17 protein-coding genes are annotated in these 22,618 nt (G+C 71.8%); 12 read left to right on the top strand and 5 right to left on the bottom strand.

Annotated features, from left to right (window positions below):
• Positions 1-38: 38 nt before the first annotated feature.
• Together H9641_RS03085 and H9641_RS03080 are read right to left on the bottom strand one after the other, a co-directional pair.
• The gene (locus tag H9641_RS03085; protein WP_191800916.1) at positions 39-1,844 is read right to left on the bottom strand and encodes a glycoside hydrolase family 13 protein; all 1,806 of its coding nucleotides are present in this window, start codon (positions 1,842-1,844) and stop codon (positions 39-41) included.
• Positions 1,845-2,050: 206 nt separating this feature from the next.
• Complete coding sequence (locus tag H9641_RS03080; protein ID WP_318244355.1) at positions 2,051-3,094, bottom strand: LacI family DNA-binding transcriptional regulator; 1,044 nt, start codon at positions 3,092-3,094, stop codon at positions 2,051-2,053.
• A gap of 237 nt (positions 3,095-3,331) precedes the next feature.
• Between H9641_RS03080 and H9641_RS03075 the strand changes: the two genes are divergently transcribed.
• From H9641_RS03075 to H9641_RS03035, 9 genes are all read left to right on the top strand, one after another.
• Positions 3,332-4,564: a sugar ABC transporter substrate-binding protein gene (locus H9641_RS03075; RefSeq protein ID WP_191800912.1), complete on the top strand. Its 1,233-nt coding sequence runs from the start codon at positions 3,332-3,334 to the stop codon at positions 4,562-4,564.
• Positions 4,565-4,692: 128 nt separating this feature from the next.
• Positions 4,693-6,345: an ABC transporter permease subunit gene (locus H9641_RS03070; protein ID WP_056651450.1), complete on the top strand. Its 1,653-nt coding sequence runs from the start codon at positions 4,693-4,695 to the stop codon at positions 6,343-6,345.
• A 1-nt stretch (position 6,346) separates the two neighbouring features.
• Positions 6,347-7,285: a sugar ABC transporter permease gene (locus H9641_RS03065; RefSeq protein WP_191800910.1), complete on the top strand. Its 939-nt coding sequence runs from the start codon at positions 6,347-6,349 to the stop codon at positions 7,283-7,285.
• A gap of 2 nt (positions 7,286-7,287) precedes the next feature.
• Positions 7,288-9,180 carry a glycoside hydrolase family 13 protein gene (locus H9641_RS03060; RefSeq protein WP_191800908.1) on the top strand — a complete coding sequence of 631 codons (1,893 nt, stop codon included), beginning with the start codon at positions 7,288-7,290 and terminating at the stop codon, positions 9,178-9,180.
• Between the two features lie 135 nt (positions 9,181-9,315).
• Positions 9,316-10,590: a deoxyguanosinetriphosphate triphosphohydrolase gene (locus tag H9641_RS03055; RefSeq protein ID WP_318244354.1), complete on the top strand. Its 1,275-nt coding sequence runs from the start codon at positions 9,316-9,318 to the stop codon at positions 10,588-10,590.
• 134 nt (positions 10,591-10,724) lie between these two features.
• Positions 10,725-11,123 (top strand): hypothetical protein, encoded by a 399-nt coding sequence (locus H9641_RS03050; RefSeq protein WP_191800904.1) that lies wholly within the window; start codon positions 10,725-10,727, stop codon positions 11,121-11,123.
• 58 nt (positions 11,124-11,181) lie between these two features.
• Positions 11,182-11,853 (top strand): AIM24 family protein, encoded by a 672-nt coding sequence (locus H9641_RS03045; protein ID WP_191800902.1) that lies wholly within the window; start codon positions 11,182-11,184, stop codon positions 11,851-11,853.
• Positions 11,854-11,940: 87 nt separating this feature from the next.
• Entirely contained in the window at positions 11,941-13,533 is a 1,593-nt protein-coding gene (locus tag H9641_RS03040; RefSeq protein ID WP_191800900.1) for a Na+/H+ antiporter, read from the top strand.
• Positions 13,534-13,669: 136 nt separating this feature from the next.
• Entirely contained in the window at positions 13,670-15,304 is a 1,635-nt protein-coding gene (locus H9641_RS03035) for a peptide chain release factor 3 (RefSeq protein WP_318244353.1), read from the top strand.
• A gap of 101 nt (positions 15,305-15,405) precedes the next feature.
• Here the strand turns inward: H9641_RS03035 and H9641_RS03030 are convergent, their stop codons facing one another.
• The 3 genes from H9641_RS03030 to H9641_RS03020 form a co-directional block, all read right to left on the bottom strand.
• Positions 15,406-16,995, bottom strand: a complete 1,590-nt coding sequence (locus tag H9641_RS03030) for an MDR family MFS transporter (RefSeq protein ID WP_191800898.1) — start codon at positions 16,993-16,995, stop codon at positions 15,406-15,408.
• A 378-nt stretch (positions 16,996-17,373) separates the two neighbouring features.
• Positions 17,374-18,318 (bottom strand): serine/threonine dehydratase, encoded by a 945-nt coding sequence (locus H9641_RS03025; RefSeq protein WP_191800897.1) that lies wholly within the window; start codon positions 18,316-18,318, stop codon positions 17,374-17,376.
• A gap of 226 nt (positions 18,319-18,544) precedes the next feature.
• A complete protein-coding gene (locus tag H9641_RS03020; RefSeq protein WP_191800894.1) occupies positions 18,545-19,231 on the bottom strand; it encodes a FadR/GntR family transcriptional regulator in 687 nt (228 codons plus the stop codon).
• Between the two features lie 255 nt (positions 19,232-19,486).
• Between H9641_RS03020 and H9641_RS03015 the strand changes: the two genes are divergently transcribed.
• The 3 genes from H9641_RS03015 to H9641_RS03005 are packed head-to-tail and all read left to right on the top strand — an operon-like array spanning position 19,487 to position 22,613.
• The gene (locus tag H9641_RS03015) at positions 19,487-20,296 is read left to right on the top strand and encodes a (Fe-S)-binding protein (protein ID WP_191800892.1); all 810 of its coding nucleotides are present in this window, start codon (positions 19,487-19,489) and stop codon (positions 20,294-20,296) included.
• A complete protein-coding gene (locus H9641_RS03010) occupies positions 20,293-21,951 on the top strand; it encodes a LutB/LldF family L-lactate oxidation iron-sulfur protein (protein WP_191800890.1) in 1,659 nt (552 codons plus the stop codon). Before H9641_RS03015 ends, H9641_RS03010 begins: the two co-directional genes overlap by 4 nt.
• Complete coding sequence (locus H9641_RS03005; RefSeq protein WP_191800888.1) at positions 21,948-22,613, top strand: LutC/YkgG family protein; 666 nt, start codon at positions 21,948-21,950, stop codon at positions 22,611-22,613. Before H9641_RS03010 ends, H9641_RS03005 begins: the two co-directional genes overlap by 4 nt.
• Positions 22,614-22,618 lie beyond the last annotated feature (5 nt).

Genomic DNA, 22,618 nt, shown 5'->3' with positions numbered 1-22,618 from the left:
CCCCCCCCCCCGCGACCAGGGCTAGCGGGAGCCGCAGGTCACGCGCGGAACCACACCGTGGTGTCCGAGGGCACGCGCACCTGCGGGTCGACGCTGCGGTCGGAGAACGTGGGTCCGCTCTCGACCAGCACCTGCGCGCCGTGCGGCAGGACGACGGGCTCGGAACCCAGGTTCGCCAGGACCACCACGTCGCCGTTGCGGAACGCGATGACGTCCGAGGAGTCCGCGTAGGCGTCGACCCAGGCGAGCGAGCCCGCCCCGAGGTGCTCGGCCTTGCGGATCTCGAGCGCAGCCTTGTACATCTCGAACGTCGAGCCGGCCACGCCGTACTGGGCGTCGGCCGCGAGGGCCTTGTACGACTCGGGCTGGGGGAGCCAGGTCTTGTCCGTCGCGCCGAACCCGAGGCCGGGGGCCTCGGCGGACCAGGGGATCGGCACGCGGCAGCCGTCGCGGCCTGCCTCGGCGCCCTCGGTGCGGAAGAACGCGGGGTCCTCGCGGACGTCGTTCGGCAGCGAGGTGTGCTCGGGCAGCCCGAGCTCCTCGCCCTGGTACAGGTACGAGCTGCCCGGCAGGCCGAGCATGAGCAGGCTCGCGGCGCGGGCGCGGCGCAGGCCGAGCTCCTCGTCGGGCTGGGGCTCGTGCGCGAAGATCCCGTTCGGCCGGAGGCCGGGCTCGGCCAGACCCAGGCGCGAGGGGTGACGCACCACGTCGTGGTTGGACAGCACCCAGGTGGTGGGTGCGCCGACCTCGTCGGAAGCGTGCAGCGACGCGGCGACGACGGCGCGCAGGGGTGCGGCGTCCCAGGCCGTGGTCAGGAACGAGAAGTTGAAGGCCTGGTGCATCTCGTCCGGGCGCACGTAGCGGGCCAGGCGCGAGAGCGGCTCGACCCAGGCCTCGGCCACGAGGGCACGGTCGCCGTCGTACTCGGCCAGGACCTTGTGCCAGGCGCGGTAGATGTCGTGCACACCCTCCTGGTCGAACATGGGGCCAGAGTTGCCGGCACCCGTGGAGCCGTCCTCGGGCGCGCCCGCGTCGGTGCCGTCGACCATCGAGACCGAGCCGTCCCAGTCGGGCAGCCCGTCCTGCTTGACCATGCCGTGCGCGACGTCGATGCGGAAGCCGTCGACGCCCTTGTCGAGCCAGAAGCGCAGGACGTCCTCGAACTCGGCGCGGACCTCGGGGTTGTTCCAGTCGAGGTCGGGCTGGGTCGAGTCGAACATGTGCAGGTACCACTGACCCGGGACCTCGCCCTCGGCACCGGTCACGACGTGCGCGCCGGCGCCTGCGGTCACGCGGGTCCATGCCGGTCCGCCGAAGATCGACTGCCAGTTGTTGGGGGGCAGCTCGCCGTTCTCGCCCTTGCCCTCGCGGAACAGGTAGCGGGCGCGCTCGGGCGAGCCCTCGGGCGCGGCGAGCGCCTCCTGGAACCAGGCGTGCTGGTCCGAGGTGTGGTTCGGGACGACGTCGACGATGACGCGGATGCCCATCTCGTGGGCGGCGGCGAGCATCTCGTCGAAGTCGGCGAGCGTGCCGAACAGCGGGTCCACGTCGCGGTAGTCGGAGACGTCGTAGCCGGCGTCCTTCTGCGGCGAGCGGTAGAACGGCGAGAGCCAGACCGCGTCGATCCCCAGCGCCTTGAGGTGCGGCAGGCGGGCGGTCACGCCGGGCAGGTCGCCGATCCCGTCGCCGTTCCCGTCGGCGAAGGAGCGCGGGTACACCTGGTAGATGACCGCGTCGCGCCACCACTCGCCCGGGCCCTCGTGGGCCGCGTGGACGAGCCGGGTGGCGGTCAGTGCAGGTGCGGAGTCGACCTCGGCAGCCGGGATCGAATCGATACGAGACATGGAGTACAGGTCCTCACTGTGTGCGGGGTGTGGCGTGGTGGAGCTCGTTCTGGGGATGGCGATCGACGGACCGGGGCGCCTGGTGCTGCGAGGCGGTCCGTGCTGAAACCGGGCGTGTCGTTGCCCGGAGGATCACCGGTACGGGGACCGTGGGCGCGACCGTCGAAGGAGGCTGGCCCGACGAGCCGTCGTCCGAGTGTAAGCGCTTACGGCTGGGGGTTGTCGAGTCGGTGGCTCGGTGCCGCGCCCGTCGAGCCGCGCACGATGAGCTCGGGCTGGAACAGCAGCTCGGAACGCGGAGCCCTGTCGCCCGAGATCTCGGTGAGCAGCGCGCTGATCGCCGCCTGCCCCATCGCGGCCACGGGCTGGCGCACCGTGGTCAGGGGTGGGTCGGTGAAGGCGATGAGCGGCGAGTCGTCGTAGCCGACGACCGACACGTCCTCCGGGACCCGCAGGCCCCGCGCACGTGCTGCCCGGATGGCGCCGAGCGCCATGAGGTCCGAGCCGCAGACGATCGCGGTGTGCCCCGAGTCGATGAGCTCGCCGGCCGCGGCCTGCCCGCCCTCGACCGTGAAGAGGGTCACGACGATGTGCTCGTCCGCCTCAGCGACGTCCGAGACCAGCCCGTGGCGCACGAGCGCGTCGGCGAAGCCGGCGAGCTTGCGCTGCGCGGGGACGAACCGGCCGGGCCCGATCGCGAGGCCGATCCTCCGGTGGCCGAGCGACTCGAGGTGACGCACCGAGAGCTCGACGCTCGCGACGTCGTCGGGAGAGACGAACGGGGCGTCCACGCCCGGCGCGTAGCCGTTGACCAGGACGATCGGCATGCCGCGGCTGCGCAGGCGCTCGTAGCGGTCGTGGCTCGCCTGCGTGTCGGCGTGCAGGCCCGAGATGAAGACGATGCCGTCGACCGCGTGGTCGAGGAGCATCTCGACGTACTCGTCCTCGGTGGTGCCCCCCGGGGACTGCGTGCACAGTAGAGGGGTGTACCCGTGCTCGGAGAGCAGCGACTCGATGATCTGCGCGAACGCGGGGAAGACGGGGTTCGTCAGCTCCGGGACGATCAGGCCGACCAGGCCTGCGGACCGGTTGCGGAGCTTCTCGGGACGTTCGTAGCCGAGGAGGTCCAGCGCTGCGAGCACTGCTTGGCGCGTCTCGCTGGCGACACCGGCCTTCCCGTTCAGGACGCGCGAGACCGTCGCAGTACTGACGCCGGCTTGTTCGGCGAGATCTGTGAGACGGGTACGCACGTGGGGCAGTGTAGGTGACACCGGACCTCCTCGTCCTGGTTGCTCGCCGGTCGGATGGTTCTGGACGGGCGACTGTGTGCGACGAGCTGTTTCGCCGTTGTGTGTAAAGCGTTGCATGAAAGTTACCGCAAGCGCTTGCACGATGGCTACCCGACGTCGTACGGTCGTCCACATCAGGGCCAAGGAGGGCAGGTTCGCCACCCTTGGCTGACATCTCGAATGCTTGGAGTGACTCAGATGCGACGGAGCATCCTTCTAGCCGCAGCGCTCAGCACCACGCTGGCGCTCACTGCCTGCTCCGGCGGCGGCAGCGGAGACGACGAGACCACCTCGGGGTCCGGCGATTCGACCGGCTCGACCGGTGCGCTGACGGTCTGGGTCGACGAGACCCGCCAGGCCGCGGTCACGGACGCCGCGAAGGCCTTCGAGGCCGAGAACGGCACCAAGGTCGAGGTCGTCCTCAAGAACTTCGACGACATCCGCGCGGACTTCCTCGCGCAGGTCCCGACCGGCAAGGGTCCCGACATCACGGTCGGCGCGCACGACTGGTTGGGCGAGTTCACCACCAACGGTGTCGTCGCCCCCCTCGAGCTGGGCGACAAGGCGTCCGAGTTCGAGAAGGTCTCGATCGAGGCCTTCACGCAGGACGGCCAGGTTTACGGCCTGCCCTACGCGATCGAGAACATCGCGCTCATCCGCAACACCGCGCTCGCCCCCGCGGCTCCCGCCACGTGGGACGAGGCCATCGCCGCCGGACAGGCCGCCGGGACCAAGTTCCCGATCCTCGTCCAGTCGGACGGCGCCAAGGGCGACCCGTACACGCACTACCCCTTCCAGACGTCGTTCGGCGCCCCGGTGTTCTCGCAGAACGCTGACGGCTCCTACAGCTCCGAGCTCGCCATGGGCGGCCCCGAGGGCCAGGCGTTCGCGACGTGGCTCGGCGCACAGGGTGCCGCGGGCAACCTCAGCCAGGACACGACGTACGACATCGCGGTCGAGGCCTTCAAGAACGGCGAGTCGCCCTTCATCGTCGGTGGCCCGTGGATGATCGAGTCCTTCGAGGGCCTGGACCTCTCGATCGACCCGGTCCCCAGCGCCGGTGGCCAGCCCGCCCAGCCGTTCGTGGGCGTGCAGGGCTTCTACCTGAGCAACCAGAGCAAGAACGCTCTCGTCGCCAACGACTTCCTCGTCAACTTCCTCTCGACCGAGGAGGCCCAGACGGCCCTCTACAAGGCGGGCAACCGTTCGCCGGCGCTCACCGTCTCGGCCGACAAGGCCGCTGCCGAGGACCCGATCATCGCGGGCTTCCGCGCCGTCGGTGCCGACGCCGTCCCGATGCCCTCGATCCCCGAGATGGCTTCCGTGTGGAGCTTCTGGGGCGTGACCGAGGCCGCCATCGTCGGTGGCGCAGACCCGATCCCCACCTGGGACAAGATGATCGCCGACATCCAGGCAGCGATCGGTTCCTGATCACCTGACCTCGTGGCCGTGGCGCCTGGCGCCACGGCCACGAGCCGTCGGCGCGGACCGCACCAGCGGTGCTGCGCCAGCCCCATGACGCGGGCCGTACCCCCGTGTCGCACGACTACGGAGGCTCGATGTCCGCCCCACAGATCACGCCCACCGACAGCGAAGTCGGCGCTCCGGAGGACTCCGGGCCGCCCCAGGGGCCCCGCGCACAGCGCCCCCGTCGGGACCGTGACGGTTCGCACGCCCGGAACTACAGCCCCGGGTTCTTCGTCAAGCTCGCCCTCATGGCCGTCATCGACGCGCTCGGCGTGTACGTGGTCTGGTCCGCGTGGAGCGCGGAGTCGTACGGGATCCTCGCGGCGATGCTGGCCATGCTCGTCGCCGCCAACTGGGTCTACTTCTCCAAGCGGGCGCTGCCGCTCAAGTACATCCTGCCGGGCCTGCTGTTCCTGCTGGCCTACCAGATCTTCGTCGTGGCCTACACGGGCTACATCGCCTTCACCAACTACGGCACGGGCCACAACACGACCAAGGACCAGGCGGTCGAGGCGCTGCTCGTGCAGAACGAGCGCCGCGTCGAGGGCTCCGAGTCCGCGCCGCTCACGGTCCTCGTGGACGGCGACGAGCTCGCCTTCGCGATCGTCACCCCGGACGGGGACGTCGAGGTCGGCACGGCCGAGCAGCCCCTCACGGTGGTCGACGGCGCCGAGGTCGTGGGCGGCCGCGCCGCCGAGGTCCCGGGCTACGACGTCCTCGAGCGCGGCCAGGTGCTCGAGCGCCAGGAGGAGGTCACGAACCTCCGCGTGCCGGTGTCGGACGACCCCGAGGACGGGTCGATCCGCACGCCCGACGCCATGACGGGCTACGTCTACACCTCGACGCTCGAGTGGGACGCCGCGAGCGACACCATGACGGACACGACCACCGGGACCGTCTACACGCCCAACGACGACGGGCAGTTCGAGGCCGAGGACGGCTCGACCCTGGCCGTGGGCTGGCGCGTCGCGGTCGGGTTCGACAACTTCGTCACCGCGTTCTCGGACGGGCGCTACGCGCAGCCGTTCGTCAAGATCCTCGCCTGGACGTTCGTCTTCGCGATCGGGTCCGTGGCGACCACGTTCCTGCTCGGCCTGTTCCTCGCGATCACGTTCAACGACGTCCGCATGCGCGGTCGCAAGATCTACCGCGTGCTCATGATCCTGCCGTACGCGATCCCAGGGTTCCTCGCGGCCCTGCTGTGGTCGGGCCTGCTCAACACACGGTTCGGCTTCATCAACGAGGTCATCTTCGGGGGAGCGGAGATCCCGTGGCTCACGGACCCGGTCCTCGCGAAGCTCTCGGTCCTGTTCGTGAACCTGTGGCTGGGCTTCCCGTACATGTTCCTCATCTGCACGGGCGCGCTCCAGTCGCTGCCGTCCGACGTCATGGAGGCCGCGAAGATCGACGGCGCCGGGCGCTGGCGCACGTGGCGCTCGGTCACGCTGCCGCTGCTGCTCATCTCGACGGCGCCGCTGCTGATCTCGTCGTTCGCGTTCAACTTCAACAACTTCACGCTCATCTACATGCTCACCGGGGGTGGTCCACGGTTCGCGGACGCCTCGGTGCCGCTCGGCCACACGGACATCCTGATCTCGATGGTCTACCAGATCTCCGGCGTCGACGGCTCGGCCCCCAAGAACTTCGGGCTCGCGAGCGCGCTGTCGATCGTCATCTTCGTGATCGTCGGCACCATCTCGGCCCTGGCCTTCCGGAGCACCCGCAAGTTCGAGGAGATCAACTGACATGGCGACCACCTCTGTCTCCCCTTCCGCCGGCTCGTCCTCGGGCAGCTCGTCGGGCACCCCGTCCGGCTCGGGTGTCGGCCGTCAGCGCATGAAGCCCGGCCGCTGGTTCAGCGAGCTCGGCTGGCGCCACCTCGTGGGCGTCGTCGCGGTCGTGTTCGCGGCGTTCCCGCTGGTCTACGTCCTGTCGGCCTCGCTCTCGGAGAACGGCACGCTGACCGGCTCGAACACGCTCTTCAGCGACGTGAGCACCGCGAACTACGCGCAGCTGAGCGAGTCGCTGTTCTGGACGTGGATGCTCAACACGCTCGTGATCGCCGTAGTGACCTCGATCGGCACGGTCCTCATGGGGGCCGCGGCGGCCTACGCGTTCTCGCGCTTCCGCTTCTCGGGGCGTCGCGCCGGCCTGACGTCGCTGCTCATCATCCAGATGTTCCCGCAGATGCTCGCGTTCATCGCGATCTTCCTGCTGCTGCTGAGCCTCGGAGACGTGGTCCCGGCCCTGGGCCTGGACAGCAAGCTGTCGCTGATCTGCGTCTACCTCGGTGGCGCGCTGGGCGTGAACACGTTCCTCATGTACGGGTTCTTCAACACGGTCCCGCGCGAGCTCGACGAGGCCGCCAAGCTCGACGGCGCCACGCACGCGCAGATCTACTGGACGATCATCCTGCGCCTGGTCGCCCCGATCCTCGCGGTGGTCGCGCTGCTGTCCTTCATCAGCACGTACGGCGAGTTCATCATCGCCCGCATCGTGCTGACGTCGGAGTCCAACTGGACGCTCGCGGTGGGCCTGTACGGCTGGGTCTCGTCGCTGCGCGAGGCGAACTGGGGCCTGTTCACGGCCGGCGCCGTGGTCTCGGCGCTGCCGGTGCTGGCGCTGTTCCTCTACCTGCAGAAGTACATCGTGGGCGGCCTGACGGCCGGCTCGGTCAAGGGCTGAGCATGAGCCCCTCCCTGCCCGACGACGTCACGGCCGCCGGGTCGGCCACCTCGCCCCGCGAGGTGGTCGCCCTGGCCGCGCACCACGACGGTTCCGAGGTCTACGTCCCCGAGGGCACACCCGCTCTCGGGGACGTGGTCCCCGTCCGGGTCCGCGTGCCCCGGGTGCCGGGCGGTCCCGCCGCCCAGGTCCGGTCCGTGTGGGTGCGGACCGTCCGCGACGGTGAGCCCCGCCTGTCCCAGGCCCGGCTCGATCGTGAGGACGAGCACGAGTCCTGGTACGTCGCCGACGTCCTGGTCCACAACCCGGTCACGAGCTACCGCTTCTTCCTGGACGTCCCGGGCGGGTACCAGTGGCTCAACGGTCGCGGGGTCTTCGACCGCGACGTGCCGGACGCCGCGGACTTCCGTCTCACGGTCCACCCGCCGGCACCGTCCTGGATGAGCGACGGCGTCGTCTACCAGGTCTTCCCGGACCGGTTCGCACGCTCGGCCGAGGCAGACGACCGGCCGGTCCCGGACTGGGCCCAGCCCGCGGACTGGGACGACGAGCCCCTCGCGAGCGGCCCCGGTGTCGGGACCCAGTACTACGGCGGCGACCTGCGTGGCATCGAGGAGCACCTCGACCACCTCCAGGCGCTCGGGGTGGGGACGGTCTACCTGACCCCGGTCTTCCCCGGACGCTCCAACCACCGCTACGACGCGAGCACGTTCGACCACGTCGACCCGCTCCTGGGCGGCGACGAGGCCTACGCCTCGCTCTCGCGCGCCGTGCACGCGCGCGGTATGCGCCTGCTCGGCGACCTGACGACCAACCACACGGGCGCGGGTCACGAGTGGTTCGAGCGTGCGCACGCCGACGCGTCGAGCGCAGAGCGTGACTGGTTCTACTGGACGCCGGGCGAGCCCGGCTACGTGGGCTGGCTCGAGCACGCGTCGTTGCCCAAGCTCAACTACGGCTCGCCCACGCTCGGGGCGAGGATGATCGACGGGCCGGGATCCGTCGTCGGGCGCTACCTGGGGGAGCCCTTCTCTCTCGACGGCTGGCGCATCGACGTCGCCAACATGACGGGTCGCTACGCCGACGAGGACCGCACGCTCGAGATCGCGCGTCGCATCCGGGCCACCATGACCGAGATCAACCCGGACTCGGTCCTGGTCAGCGAGCACTTCCACGACGCGTCGCTCGACCTGGCCGGCGACGGCTGGCACGCCAACATGAACTACTCGGCGTTCACACGACCGATCTGGACGTGGCTCGCCCCGCACGACTCGACCGTCCCGTTCCTCGGGCTGCCCGTCACGACCCCGCGGCGCGGCGGTCGCAGCATGGTCGAGACCATGCGCGACTTCGACGCCGTGCTGCCGTGGGCCGTGACGTCGCGCCAGTGGAACATGCTCGGCTCGCACGACACCCCTCGCCTGCGCTCGATCGTGGGCTCGGCCGAGATGGTCGAGGTCGCCGCGACGCTCCTGCTGACCTACCCCGGCACGCCCGTGATGTTCGCGGGCGACGAGGTGGGCCTCACGGGAACCAACGGCGAGCACGCGCGCGTGCCCATGCCGTGGGGCCGCTCCGAGCGCTGGGACAGCGACACGTTCGAGGTCTACCGGCGACTGGTCGCGATGCGCCGGGCGAGCCGTGCGCTGCGTGAGGGCGGTCTGCGCTGGCTCCTGGTCGACGACGACGCCGTCGCGTACCTGCGCGAGACGACCGACGAGCGTGTGCTCGTGGTCGTCGCGCGCGACGCGTGGGCCGGTGCGCGCCTGCCCCGGCACCTGCTCGCGGGCTCCGAGCCCGAGAAGCTGTACGGCGGGCTGGGCCTCGAGGTCACGGCCGACGGCCTGGACCTGGGCGGGGACGGACCGGGAGTCGGGGTCTGGCGGATCGGCTGAGCCGGCCCGCACGCGGGACCTCCACCGAGAAGTGAGCAGATGCCCCTGATCCGCACGGATCAGGGGCATCTGCTCACTTCTCGGCGCGGGGGCGGCGCGCCATCGCGGACCGTCCGCGTCGATAGGGTGGGACACGTGCCGCACACCACGCCAGGAAACGCCCTCGGGTACTCGGCCGCCGACGTCGAGCGCTGGGTCCCCGAGCCGCCCAAGAGCAAGTCCCGCACGCCCTTCGAGCGCGACCGGGCGCGTGTCGTCCACTCGTCCGCGCTGCGCAGGCTCGGCGCCAAGACCCAGGTCCTGGGCCCGGGCTCCGACGACTTCGTGCGCACGCGTCTCACGCACAGCCTCGAGGTCGCCCAGGTGGGTCGGGAGATGGGCCGTGCCCTGGGCTGCGACCCCGACGTCGTCGACACCGCGTGCCTGGCCCACGACCTGGGGCACCCGCCGTTCGGGCACAACGGCGAGCGCGCGCTCGCCGGGATCATGGCCGACCACGGCGGGTTCGAGGGCAACGCCCAGACGCTGCGCCTGCTGACCCGCCTCGAGCCCAAGGTCTTCGCTGCGGACGGCACGCCCGTCGGCCTCAACCTGACCCGCGCGAGCCTCGACGCGAGCGTCAAGTACCCCTGGCGCCGTGGCGAGGGCCCGCGGCGCCCCGACGGGACCACGACCCACAAGTTCGGCGTCTACCCCGACGACGTGCCCGTCTACGCGTGGCTGCGCGAGGGCGCCCCCGAGCACGTCAAGTGCATGGAGGCCCAGGTCATGGACCTGGCCGACGACATCTCCTACTCGGTGCACGACGTCGAGGACGCGATCGTGGGCGGCAAGCTCGACCTCGCGGTGCTGGCCGACCCGGACGAGCGCGGGCGCGTCGTGGCCGCCGTCCGCGCCTGGTACGGCGACGCCTACGACGAGGCCGAGCTCGACGCCGCGATCTCCCGCCTCGAGGCGACCGGGCACCTGATGCGGGGCTTCGACGGGTCGCGCCGGGCGCTCGCGGCGCTCAAGGACTCGACGAGCCAGCTCATCGGGCGCTTCAGCGGGTCTGCCCAGGCCGCGACGCGCGAGGAGTACGGCGACGGGATGCTCACGCGCTACTCGGCCCGCCTCGTGGTTCCCGCGACGACGTCCGCGGAGATCCTGGTGCTCAAGGGCATGGCCGTGGCGTACGTCATGGCCCCGCGCGAGCAGGAGCCGCTGCACCACCAGCAGCGCCAGGTCCTCGCGGACCTGGTCGAGGTCTTCAGCGACAAGGCGCCCGACGCCCTCGAGGCGCCGTTCGCGGCGGACTGGCTCGAGGCGCCCGACGACGCCGCTCGCCTCCGCGTGGTCGTCGACCAGGTCGCGTCGCTCACCGACGTCAGCGCCTACCAGCTGCACGAGCGGTGGGTGTCGCCCCGCTGAGTCCTCGCACGGCGGGGGGGGGGGGCCCCCCCGCGAGACGGAGCCGGTCGCAGGTCGTCCCGGGGACCGGGCCCGGCAGGCTCGCTGGGCCGGCGGGGCTGGCGGGAGGGCGGGACAGTTGCCAGACTGCTGCGATGCCCGACGACGAGGTCACGACGAGCCCGCACGAGACGCGGCGTCGACAGGCCCGGCCCCACCCGGTCCGGCGCGCCGTCGTGGTGGCCGTCGCCGCACTGGCACTGCTCGCGTGGAGCACGACGCTCGAGGTCGCGTGCGCCCTGGGCGGGCTCGCGCCCGCGGACCCCGTGAACGTCGTCGTACCGCCCTGCCCCTCCCAGAGCGTCCGGACGAGCGCCGCCGCCGTGGGGGCGGGCGTGGTCCTCCTCGGCCTCGGCGTGCTGCTGGTCCTCCGGCGCAGGGCGTGGGTCCGTCCGGCACGGGCGGAACGAGCCCTGTTCGTGACCTTCGTGGTCCTGGCGGTCGTGGCCGTCGTCAGGGCGATGGGCGCGACGGGGTTCGTCGCGGCGATCTAGGTCGTGGCCGGCGTCCTCGCGAGTGCACCGGCCACGCGTGTGCCGGATGATCGGTGCCATGCGCAGCACACTCATGCACCACACCGAACAGCCCGGCGAGCCGGGGAGCTTCCAGCTGCAGAACGACCGCATGCTCAAGGTCGACCTCGCGGGCACGGGCGGCTTCTTCTACGCCCGGCAGGGCTCGATGGTCGCGTACCAGGGCGACGTCGACTTCGCGTACGAGGGCTCGGGCGGCGTCGCCAAGATGTTCAAGAAGGCCTTCACGGGTGAGGGCATGTCCCTCATGAAGGTCTCGGGCAGCGGCGACGTGTTCCTCGCTCAGGACGCGGACCAGGTGTTCGTCCTGCACCTGGAGGACGAGTCCGTCACGGTCAACGGCTCGAACGTCCTCGCGTTCGAGAGCACCCTCACATGGGACATCAACCGCGTCGAGGGAGCGTCCATGATGAGCGGCGGGCTCTTCAACACGACGTTCACGGGGACGGGCTCTCTCGCCGTGACGGCGTACGGGACGCCCGTGGTCCTCGACGTCGACGAGCCCACATACGTCGACATGCAGGCCGCCGTCCTGTGGTCGAGCTCGCTCACGTCCACGATCCGCAAGACCGCGAAGCTCTCGGCCGCGATCGGCCGCGGGTCGGGCGAGGCGTACCAGCTCGGTCTCACGGGTCGCGGCATCGTCGTCGTCCAGGCCTCCGAGGGCCACCCGATCCCGACGGCGAAGTAGCGCGGCGGCGGGCCCGACGCACGGCTCCAGCACCCTGGCCCCGGGCGGCCGGGCCCGCGGGCACCCGAGATCCCCGAGGAGGCAGCCATGATCGGTCTCGAGCTCGTCGTCGTCCTCGGCGTGGTCATCGTGGTGTGCGGGGTGCTCGCTCGCCGTACCCGGGTCGCGGACCCGATCCTGCTGCTCGTCGCGGGGATCGTGCTGGGGTTCGTGCCCGCCCTGCGGCAGGTGCACCTGCCTCCCGAGCTCATGCTCCTCGTGTTCCTCCCGGCGCTCCTCTACTGGGAGGCCATCACGACGTCGTTGCGGGAGATCCGGGCGACCCTGCGCGGGATCGTCCTGACGAGCACGCTGCTCGTGGTCGCGACGGCGGCTGCGGTCGCGACCGCGGCCCACGTCCTGGGCATACCCTGGGGTCCCGCCTGGGTGCTGGGCGCGGCGGTCGCGCCGACCGACGCGACCGCCGTCGGCGTCCTCGCGCGGGCCCTGCCCCGGCGGACCGTGACGGTGCTGCGCGCCGAGAGCCTCGTCAACGACGGCACCGCGCTCGTGCTCTACGGCGTCGCGGTGGGGGTGACCGTGGGCGAGGAGACGCTGGGCGCGGGGCACGTGACGTGGCTGTTCGTGCTCGCGTACGGCGGCGGGATCGCGGTGGGGCTGCTCGTCGCACGCCTCGCGGTCCTCGTCAGACCTCGCATCGACGACCCGATGCTGGGCAACGTCGTCATCCTGCTCCTCCCGTTCGTGGCCTTCCTGGTGGCCGAGCTCATCGAGGCCTCCGGGGTGCTGGCCGTGGTCGTGTGCGGGCTCGTCATGAGCCAGGTCGGGCCGCGGATCGGGCGCGCTGCGACGCGGCAGCAGACCGTCGCGTTCTGGTCGATCTCGACCTACCTGATCAACGCGTCGCTGTTCGTCCTGGTGGGGCTGGAGGCCCAGTCCGCGGTGCGCAACCTGGTCTCCGAGGACCTCGTGACCGCGATCGTCGGCGTCGCGGTCGTGTGCGCGGTGATCCTCGTGGTGCGGTTCGGGTTCCTCGTCCTCTCGGCCTACACGATCCGGCTCGTCGACCGACGCCCCTCCCAGCGGGGACGGCGCGTCACGAACCGGGCGCGAGCGGTCAGCACGGTCGCGGGCTTCCGGGGCGCGGTCTCGCTGGCCGCAGCCCTCGCCGTGCCCGCGCACCTGAGCTCGGGCGCGCCCTTCCCGGACCGCGACCTCATCGTCTTCATCACGTGCGGCGTGGTCGCGACGACGCTCGTCGTCCAGGGCCTCCTGCTCGCGCCCACGGTCCGGTGGGCCCGCCTGCCCGACGACGACGGGGTCGCCCGCGAGCGTCGGCTCGCCGACGAGACGGCCGCCCAGGAGGCCCTCGACGCGCTCCCCGACGTCGCGGCGGCGCTCGGGACGGACCCCTCGGTCGTCGACCGGCTGCGCGGGGAGTACGAGGAGCACCTGACCCTGCTCCGGGCACGCGACGGCGGGGCCGACGACCCGGACCCCGCGGTGCTCCTCGACGACGAGTACACCGAGCTGCGCCTCGTGCTGCTGGCCCGCAAGCGCGCGACGGTCGTGCGCCTGCGCGACCAGCGCGAGATCGACGACACCGTGCTGCGCCAGGTGCAGGCCCGGCTCGACCTCGAGGAGATCCGGCTGAGCCGCGGCGACCCCGCCCCGGAGTGAGCGGTCGCCGACGTGGTCACGGCCGGTTCGATCTCGCGGGAGAATGGAGAGCTGGGTGCTGCGTCCCGCGCGGATGCGCCCCGCCCCCTTTGCCCTCGATCGCGCAGGAAACTGCAGGAAGCCACAGGACGTTCCAGTGCCCTCAGCGGACCAGCCCACCACGCCCAGCACCACCCCCCAGGCCTCCCCGGCGAAGGAGCAGGCGACCGTCCTCGCGGAGGCCTCGCGCCGCCGCTCGTTCGCGGTCATCAGCCACCCGGACGCCGGCAAGTCGACGCTCACCGAGGCGCTCGCGCTGCACGCCAACGCGATCCGCGAAGCGGGCCGCGCCGACGGCAAGGCGGGCCGTCGCACGGTGTCCGACTGGATGGACATGGAGCAGGACCGCGGCATCTCGATCACCTCGGCGGCCCTCCAGTTCACGTACCGCGACGCCATGATCAACCTGGTCGACACCCCGGGGCACGCGGACTTCTCGGAGGACACGTACCGCGTGCTGTCCGCGGTCGACGCGGCCGTCATGCTGGTCGACGCGGCCAAGGGCCTCGAGGTCCAGACCATGAAGCTCTTCGCGGTCTGCAAGCACCGCGGCATCCCGCTCATCACGGTCATCAACAAGTGGGACCGTCCGGGCAAGGACGCGCTCGAGCTCATGGACGAGATCCAGGAGCGCACGGGCCTGGTCCCCACTCCCCTCACCTGGCCCGTGGGCGTCGGGGGCGACTTCCGTGGTGTGCTGGACCGCCGCACGGGGCAGTACGTGCACTACACGCGCACGGCCGGCGGCACCACGATCGCCCCCGAGGAGGTCATGGACCCCGACGCGGCCCTGGACCGTGAGGGCGACGCGTGGACCACCGCCGTGGAGGAGGCCGAGTTGCTCGCCGACACCAACGGCGACCACGACCAGGAGAGCTTCCTGGCCGGGCAGACGACGCCCGTCCTGTTCGGGTCCGCGGTGCAGAACTTCGGCGTCCACGCGCTGCTCGACGTCCTGGTCGACGTCGCGCCGTCGCCGTCGCCGCGCGTCACGGTCACCGAGGACACGCGCCCGGTCGAGGCGCCCTTCAGCGCGTTCGTCTTCAAGATGCAGGCCGGCATGGACACCGCGCACCGCGACCGGCTCGCGTTCGCGCGCATCTGCTCGGGCGTGTTCGAGCGTGGCATGGTCGTCAGCTCGGCCCGCACGGGCAAGCCGTTCGCGACCAAGTACGCGCAGCAGGTCTTCGGCCGCGAGCGCACGATCGTCGACACCGCCTACCCGGGCGACGTCGTGGGTCTCGTCAACGCGGCGGGCCTGCGCGTGGGCGACACGCTCTACCTGGACAAGAAGGTCGAGTTCCCGCCCCTGCCGACGTTCGCCCCCGAGCACTTCGCGGTCATGCGCGCCAAGGACGTCTCGCGCTACAAGCAGTTCCAGCGCGGCGTCATGCAGCTCGGCGCCGAGGGCGTGGTCCAGGTCCTGCGCTCCGACCTGCGCGGTGACCAGGCCCCGGTCCTGGCCGTGGTGGGCCCCATGCAGTTCGAGGTCGCCGAGCACCGCATGGCGACCGAGTTCAACGCCCCCGTGTCGCTCGACCGCCTGGGCTACTCCATGGCGCTGCGGACCACGAAGGACTGGGTCGTGCAGCTCAACGCGCAGCCCGGCGTCGAGGTCCTCCAGCGCGAGGACGGCGAGTACCTGGCGCTCTTCCCCGACCGCTGGCGCGTGACATCGGTGCGCAACCGCCTCGAGGGCGTGGTCCTGCTCGAGGACGAGATCTTCGGCTGACCCTCCTGCCCTGATGCCCGACGGCGGAGCGCACCCATGTACCTAGGCGCGCTCCGCCGTCGGGCATCAGCGGGCAGGTGCGGGCCGGTGGCCCGCCCACCTCACCGCTCGACCGCGGCGCCCCGCGCGACCAGGCCGGCCTGGTCGGAGAGCTTGAGCTCCTTCATGAAGAACGCGATGACGAAGCCCAGCGCGCCGAGCGGGACCAGGTACCAGAACGCGGGCGCGAGAGCGTCGGTGTAGGCGTTGACGACCAGGTCGTGCAGCGCCGCCGGCAGCTCCTTGACGGCGTCCGGCGTGAGGCTGTCCGGCCCGAAGTCCTTGGGCATCTCGCTCGCCGGCAGGCCCTTGGTCGCGTCGGCCAGGTTGGACGTCAGCTTCGACGTGAACACGGTCGAGAACACGCTCGTGCCGACCGCGGAACCGATCTCGCGCAGGAAGTTGTTCGTGGACGTCGCCACACCCACCATCTCGGGGGCGACCGAGTTCTGCACCGCGATCACGATGGTCTGCAGCACGAGTCCCAGCCCGAACCCGAGCACGAAGATCATCGCGCCGAACGTCAGCATCGAGATGTCGGACGTCAGCTGCGTGAGCAGGACCAGCCCGATCGTCGCGATCCCCATCCCGAGGATCGGGTAGATCTTGTACCTCCCGCTGCGCGCGATGAGCAGACCCGACCCGATCGCCGTGATCATCAGGCCGACCGTCATGGGCAGCATGAGCAGCCCGGACTCGGTCGCGCCGTAGCCGTGCGCCATCTGCAGGAAGGTCGGCAGGAACGACAGCGCCGCGAACATCGTCATGCCCAGGATCAGGGCGATCGAGACCGAGACCGAGAAGGTCCTGCTCCTGAACAGGTGGAGCGGGATGAGCGGGTCGGCCACCTTGGTCTCGACGACCAGGAACGCGATCAGCGCGAGCACCGTCACGACCAGCACCGTGAGCAGGGCCGGGCTGCTCCAGTCGTACTTCTTGTCGCTCGAGATCGAGCTCCAGCTCGTGAGGAGCACGATGCCCGCGGTCGTGACCGCCATCAGCAGCGCGCCGCCGACGTCGAACCGCTTGCTCGGCGTCCGCGACGGGAGCCGGAGCTTGAACCACGCGATCCCGAACGCGATGAGGCCGATCGGCACGTTGAGCCAGAAGCACCAGCGCCACCCCGGCCCGTCGGTGAACCAGCCGCCCAGCAGCGGGCCCGCGACCGTGGCGATCCCGAAGACCGCCCCCATGGGACCCATGTACCGGCCACGGTCCCTGGCCGAGACGATGTCGGCGATGATCGCCTGGCTCAGGATGACCAGGCCACCGGCCCCCAGCCCCTGGATCGAGCGCCACACCACGAGGTCCACGAACGACGATGAAAGCGCCGACCCCGTCGAGCCGACCACGAAGATCGCGATCGCGACGAGGAACGGCAGCCGACGTCCCCGCAGGTCGCCGATCTTGCCGTAGATCGGCATCACGATCGCGATCGCGAGGAGGTAGGCCGTGATGATCCAGCCCTCGTCCTGGGCCGCCCCGAGGTCTCCCACGATGGTGGGCAGGGCCGTCCCGACGACGGACTGGTCCAGCGCGGACAGGAACATCGCGGCCAGCAGGGCGCTGAAGATCACGTAGACGGTGCCCTTGGAGAGCACCAGCTCGGGTTCGCCCGGCGCCTGTGTCGTGGATCGCGCGGTATCACTCATCGCAGAGTCCTTCCTGGCGGCCGGCAGGCGCTGGGGACCGTCGGGCGCTGACGGCCGACGGTCGGCGGGAACGTGACCTGAACGCGTGAGAACCGCCCGGTTCCAGGGGGAACGTCGGCGGGCAGCCGCTCGGACGGGGCTCGTCCGGGCGGTGCGTCGCGTCCCTCCAGGGTGGGACGGGGCCTCCTGGGGCGCAACACGTGGCCGATCGCGCGCGTCCTGGCGCGACGCGGCGGGACCGAGCGGCCTCGCGTCCTGCCGCGGGGTGGACCTGGCGGAGCAGAGCCTGGCGGAACGCGGGGCCAGGTCGAGACGGACCCGGCGGGAGCGTGCCCTCGCGGGTGAAGGGGCGGGCCGCGAACGGTGCCCGGTGGAAGGTCAGCGCGCGAGGTCCGAGGGGTCCGTGTTCGCCCCGCACAGCACGACCACGACGGTCTCGCCCGGCTCGGGCACGTAGGCGCGCGACTCGAGCGCGGCGAGGGCCGCGGCGGCCCCGTGCTCGACGACGAGCCGCCGCTCGTCCCACAGGTGCCGGCGAGCGGCGACGATCGCCTCGTCGGTGACCAGGACCGACCGCACGCCGTCGCGCTGCGCGAGAGCCAGCGCCGTCTCGGAGGTACGGCGGGCGCCGAGCGAGTCCGCCGCGACCGACGCGACGGGGACGTCCACGACGGTGCCGGCCTCGAGCGCCGCGTGCAGGGCCTGCGCCCCGTGGGGCTCGACGGCCGCGACCCTGATCCCGCGCGGGTGCGCCGCGGCGGCCACGCCGCTGAACAGCCCCCCGCCCCCGACCGCGACGACCACGGTGTCGACGTCGGTCCGGGCAGCGACGATCTCCTCCAGAAGGGTGCCCGCGCCCGCCGCGATCAGCGGGTTGTCGTAGGCGTGCGAGGCGAGCGCGCCCGTCTCCGCCGCGAAGGCCTGCGCGGCGTCGAGCGCCTCGGCGTACTCGGCCCCCACCTGGTGGACCTCGGCACCGAGCGTGCGCAGGCGTGCGACCTTGACCGGCGGCGCGGTCCGGGGCACGAACACGGTCGCACGGACCCCGTGGGCCCGCGCGGCCCACGCGTTCGCCATGCCCGCGTTCCCGCCCGACGCGATCACGATCCCGGCGTCGGGCAACGTGCCCGCCTCGAGGTGGGCACCCACGAAGTTCAGGGCACCGCGCGCCTTGAACGAGCCCGTGTGCTGCATGAGCTCGAGCGCGAACACCCCCGTCGCCGCGCCGAGCGCACCCGGGTCCATGGGCGCGAGCGCGACGGGCCGGACCTGGCCCGCGATGCGCTGGGCCGCGGCGAGGACGTCCAGGTGGTCGATGGTCATGGGGTCCTCCGGGACTGGTCGTGCGGCGAGAGGTCGAACGGAGTCCACCTGGCGGGGCGAGCGAGCCCGGCCGGTAGGCCCAAGGGAACCCTACGTCGGGGCTCCCCGGCCAGGGCCTCGTCGAGGTGGAGGGTCGTCCCCGAGGTAGAGGGGGACCGTCGAGGTAGAAGGCCACAGACCTCTACCTCGACGGTTCCCCTCTACCTCGCGGGCCGCGGGGCGCAGCTCACAGCCCCGCCTCGCGGTAGAAGCCCTCGATGTGCTCACGCACCGCGTCTGCCGCCCCGGCACCGTCGCCGCGTGCGACCGCGTCGAGGACCGCACGGTGCTCGGCGCGCAGCCGCACCGCGGTGCGGGGCCAGTCCTCCAACCGCTCGGTACCGGCCTCGACGTAGGACTCGATCGCACCCCGCAGGCCCGTCATGACGGCCTCGACCAGGACGTTGCCGGCGAGCCGGACGAGGGCCACGTGGAAGGCCGCGTCGAGCTCGCGGAAGCGGGCCGGGTCGAGCGAGGGGTCGTCCATGGTGTCGAGCAGCGCGACGGCCTCGGACAGTCCCGCGCCGCCGGCAGTCGCGGCGGCCTGCCCGACCGCCCAGGTCTCCAGGAGCACCCGGGTCTCCACGACGTCGCGGACCACGAGCGTCCCGGACGCGACGTGCAGTCGCACGGCCGCGCCCAGGCCCGCGGCGGGCCGGTCGATCACGGTGGCGCCGGCGTCGGGCCCAGAGCCGACCGCGGTACGGACGATGCCCATGGCCTCCAGGACGCGCAGCGCCTCGCGGACCGAGGGGCGCGAGACGCCGAGCTCCTCGGCGAGCGCACGCTCGGCCGGGAGGCGTTCGCCGAGGCCCCAGCGACCCGCCGCCAGGTCTGCCTCGATGCGGGCGAGGACGATCTCGTGGGTGCGCACGTGGTCAGCGTAGTGCCGGGCGGGACGGACGGTACGAGCGCGCCCGCAAGACCCCGCTCGTTCTGACAGCCCGTCGACATGTGGTCTGACCACAGCCTCGCGATGGTCTACAGTGACTCGGACATCGTGTGGTCAGACCACAGCCTGCTCGCCGTCGAGCAGGGGCCGGGAGGGCCACGCGGTACCTCGACGGGCACTCGCCGCCCGCCGGGACCAGACTGAGTCCCACCGCCCCCTGCCTGGCTGGAGTCCCCAGTGCGCATCGCCCTCGCCGCCACCTGCATCGCCGACGCGATGTTCCCCCAGGCCCCCCGGGCCACCGTCCAGCTCCTCGAACGCCTCGGTCACGAGGTGTACTTCCCCGAGCAGCAGACGTGCTGCGGACAGATGCACGTCAACACGGGCTACTTCGACGAGGCCGTGCCCGTCATCAGGAACCACGTCGAGACGTTCGCGCCCGCGCTCGACGGCGAGTGGGACGCGATCGTCGTCCCGTCGGGCTCGTGCACCGGGTCGATCCGCCACCAGCAGGCCATGGTGTGCCGCCGCGCGGGGCAGGAGAAGCTCGGAGCGACGGCCGAGGCCCTCGCGGCCAAGACCTACGAGCTGTCCGAGCTGCTCGTCGACGTGCTCGGCGTGACCGACGTCGGCGCGCACTTCCCGCACCGCGTCACCTACCACCCCACGTGCCACTCGCTGCGCATGATCCGCGTGGGCGACAAGCCGCTCCAGCTCCTGCGGGCCGTCGACGGGATCGACCTCGTCGAGCTCCCCGGGGCCGAGAGCTGCTGCGGGTTCGGCGGGACGTTCGCGCTCAAGAACTCCGAGACGTCGACAGCGATGCTCAGCGACAAGATGTCGAACGTGAAGTCGACGGGCGCCGAGGTCGTCACGGCGGGCGACTACTCGTGCCTCATGCACATCGGCGGCGGGCTCTCGAAGCTGCGCTCCGGGGTGCGCACCATGCACCTCGCGGAGATCCTCGCCTCGACGCAGTCGGCCCCGACGCCCGTGGACGTCGAGGCCGCCCCCGGTCGCGACAGCGAGGCGGAGGCCGCGCGATGAGCACCTTCCTCGGTTTCCCCACCCGCCGCGGCGCCAAGACCCTGCCCGACGACGGCGCGCACCCGGGAGCGCCCGGCACCAGCGCGGGTCCCGGTTGGGCCGACGACGTGCCCCACCCCGAGGCTCCCCTGCGCTGGGGCGCGACGTTCCCCGAGGCCGCCAAGCAGGCCCTGGGCAACACGCAGCTGCGGCGCAACCTGGCCCACGCGACCTCGACCATCCGCGCCAAGCGTGCGGCCGTCGTCGGCGAGGTGCCCGACTGGGAGGAGCTGCGCGACGCGGGCTCGACCATCAAGGCCCACGTCATGAGCGACCTCCCGCGCCTCCTCGAAGAGCTCGAGCGCAACGTGACCGCACGCGGTGGTGTCGTCCACTGGGCCAGGGACGCGGCCGAGGCCAACCAGATCGTGACCGACCTGGTCAAGGCCACGGGCGAGACCGAGGTCGTCAAGGTCAAGTCGATGGTCACCCAGGAGATCGGGCTCAACGAGGCGCTCGCCGAGGAGGGCATCGCGGCGTTCGAGACCGACCTCGCCGAGCTCATCGTGCAGCTCGCGGACGACATGCCCTCGCACATCCTGGTGCCCGCGATCCACCGCAACCGCTCGGAGATCCGCGAGATCTTCCTCGAGCGCATGGGCGACGCACCGCCCGACCTGACCGACGCGCCGCGCGAGCTCGCCATGGCGGCGCGCGCGCACCTGCGCCGCAAGTTCCTCTCCGCGAAGGTCGCGATCAGCGGCGCGAACTTCGCGGTCGCGGACACCGGCACGCTCGCGGTCGTCGAGTCCGAGGGCAACGGACGCATGTGCCTCACGCTCCCCGAGACCCTCATCACCGTGATGGGCATCGAGAAGCTCATCCCCACGTACCAGGACCTCGAGGTCTTCATGGCGCTCCTGCCCCGGTCCTCGACCGGCGAGCGGATGAACCCGTACACGTCCCTGTGGACGGGCGTCACGCCGGGCGACGGGCCGCAGGAGTTCCACCTGGTCCTGCTCGACAACGGGCGCAGCAAGGCCCTGGCCGACGACGTGGGCCGCGCGGCCCTGCACTGCATCCGGTGCTCGGCCTGCCTCAACGTGTGCCCGGTCTACGAGCGCGTGGGCGGGCACGCGTACGGGTCCGTCTACCCCGGACCCATCGGCGCGGTCCTCACACCTCAGCTCACGGGGTCGACGGGGAGGTCCGACCCCAACAACTCGCTGCCGTACGCCTCGACGCTGTGCGGCGCGTGCTACGACGTGTGCCCCGTGAAGATCGACATCCCCTCGCTGCTCGTGCACCTGCGGGCGCGCGAGGTCGACCAGGACCGGGGGCGCCCCACGGCCTGGGGAGCCGCCATGAAGGCCGCGTCGTTCGTCATGGCCAGGCCCGGCCGGTTCGAGCTCGCCGAGAAGGCCGGCGGCGTGACCCGTGTGCTGGGGGGCAGCAAGGGGCGCATCACGTCGTTGCCGTTCCCGGGCTCGAAGTGGACCGACGCCCGCGACCTGCCCGTGCTGCCGAAGCAGAGCTTCCGCGAGTGGTGGGCTGATGAGCACGCCGCCACCGAGACCGACCCCCGCGGCGAGCGACGATCGAGCGAGGCGCCCGACGGCGGCGGGTCGCCCTCAGCGGACCGCACCGACACCGAGACCACCGGAGACGCCCGATGAGCGCGCGCGACGACATCCTGGCCCGCGTGCGCGCGGCAGTCATCAACGACGGCGCGCACCTCGGTGACGCCGTGGCCGAGCAGGCCCCCGTCTCGCGCGGGTACCGGACCACGGGCGAGCACTCCCCCGGGTCTGCCGAGGCGATCGAGATCCTCGTCGACCGGCTCGTCGACTACCGGGCGATCGTGCACCGGGCCGCGACCACCGCGGACCTGGCCCGCACCGTGGGCGAGCTGCTCGCGGACGCTCGCTCCGTCGTCGTGCCCCCTGCGCTGCCCGCGGCCTGGACGAGCGCGCTCACGGCCGGGACCGCCGTCGTGCACGACTCGCGCGACGACCGCCGGACCGCGGCCGAGCTCGACCAGGTCGACGCCGTCCTGACCGCGTCGCGGCTGGCCGTCGCGGACACCGGGACGATCGTCCTGGACGGCGCGGACGACCAGGGGCGCCGCGCGATCACCCTGGTCCCCGACCTGCACGTGTGCGTCGTGCGGACCGAGCACGTCGTGCACACCCTGCCCGAGGCCGTGACGATCCTCGCCGCGCACCCCACCCGGCCCCAGACGTGGATCTCGGGGCCGAGCGCGACGAGCGACATCGAGCTGTCGCGCGTCGAGGGCGTGCACGGGCCGCGCACGCTGCACGTGATCCTGCTCGGCTGAACGCA

It is taken from the genome of Oerskovia merdavium, from assembly GCF_014836755.1.
Classification (GTDB): domain Bacteria; phylum Actinomycetota; class Actinomycetes; order Actinomycetales; family Cellulomonadaceae; genus Oerskovia; species Oerskovia merdavium.
Note: the sequence above shows the minus strand (reverse complement) of the source record. Positions and strands in the feature narration are given on the sequence as shown.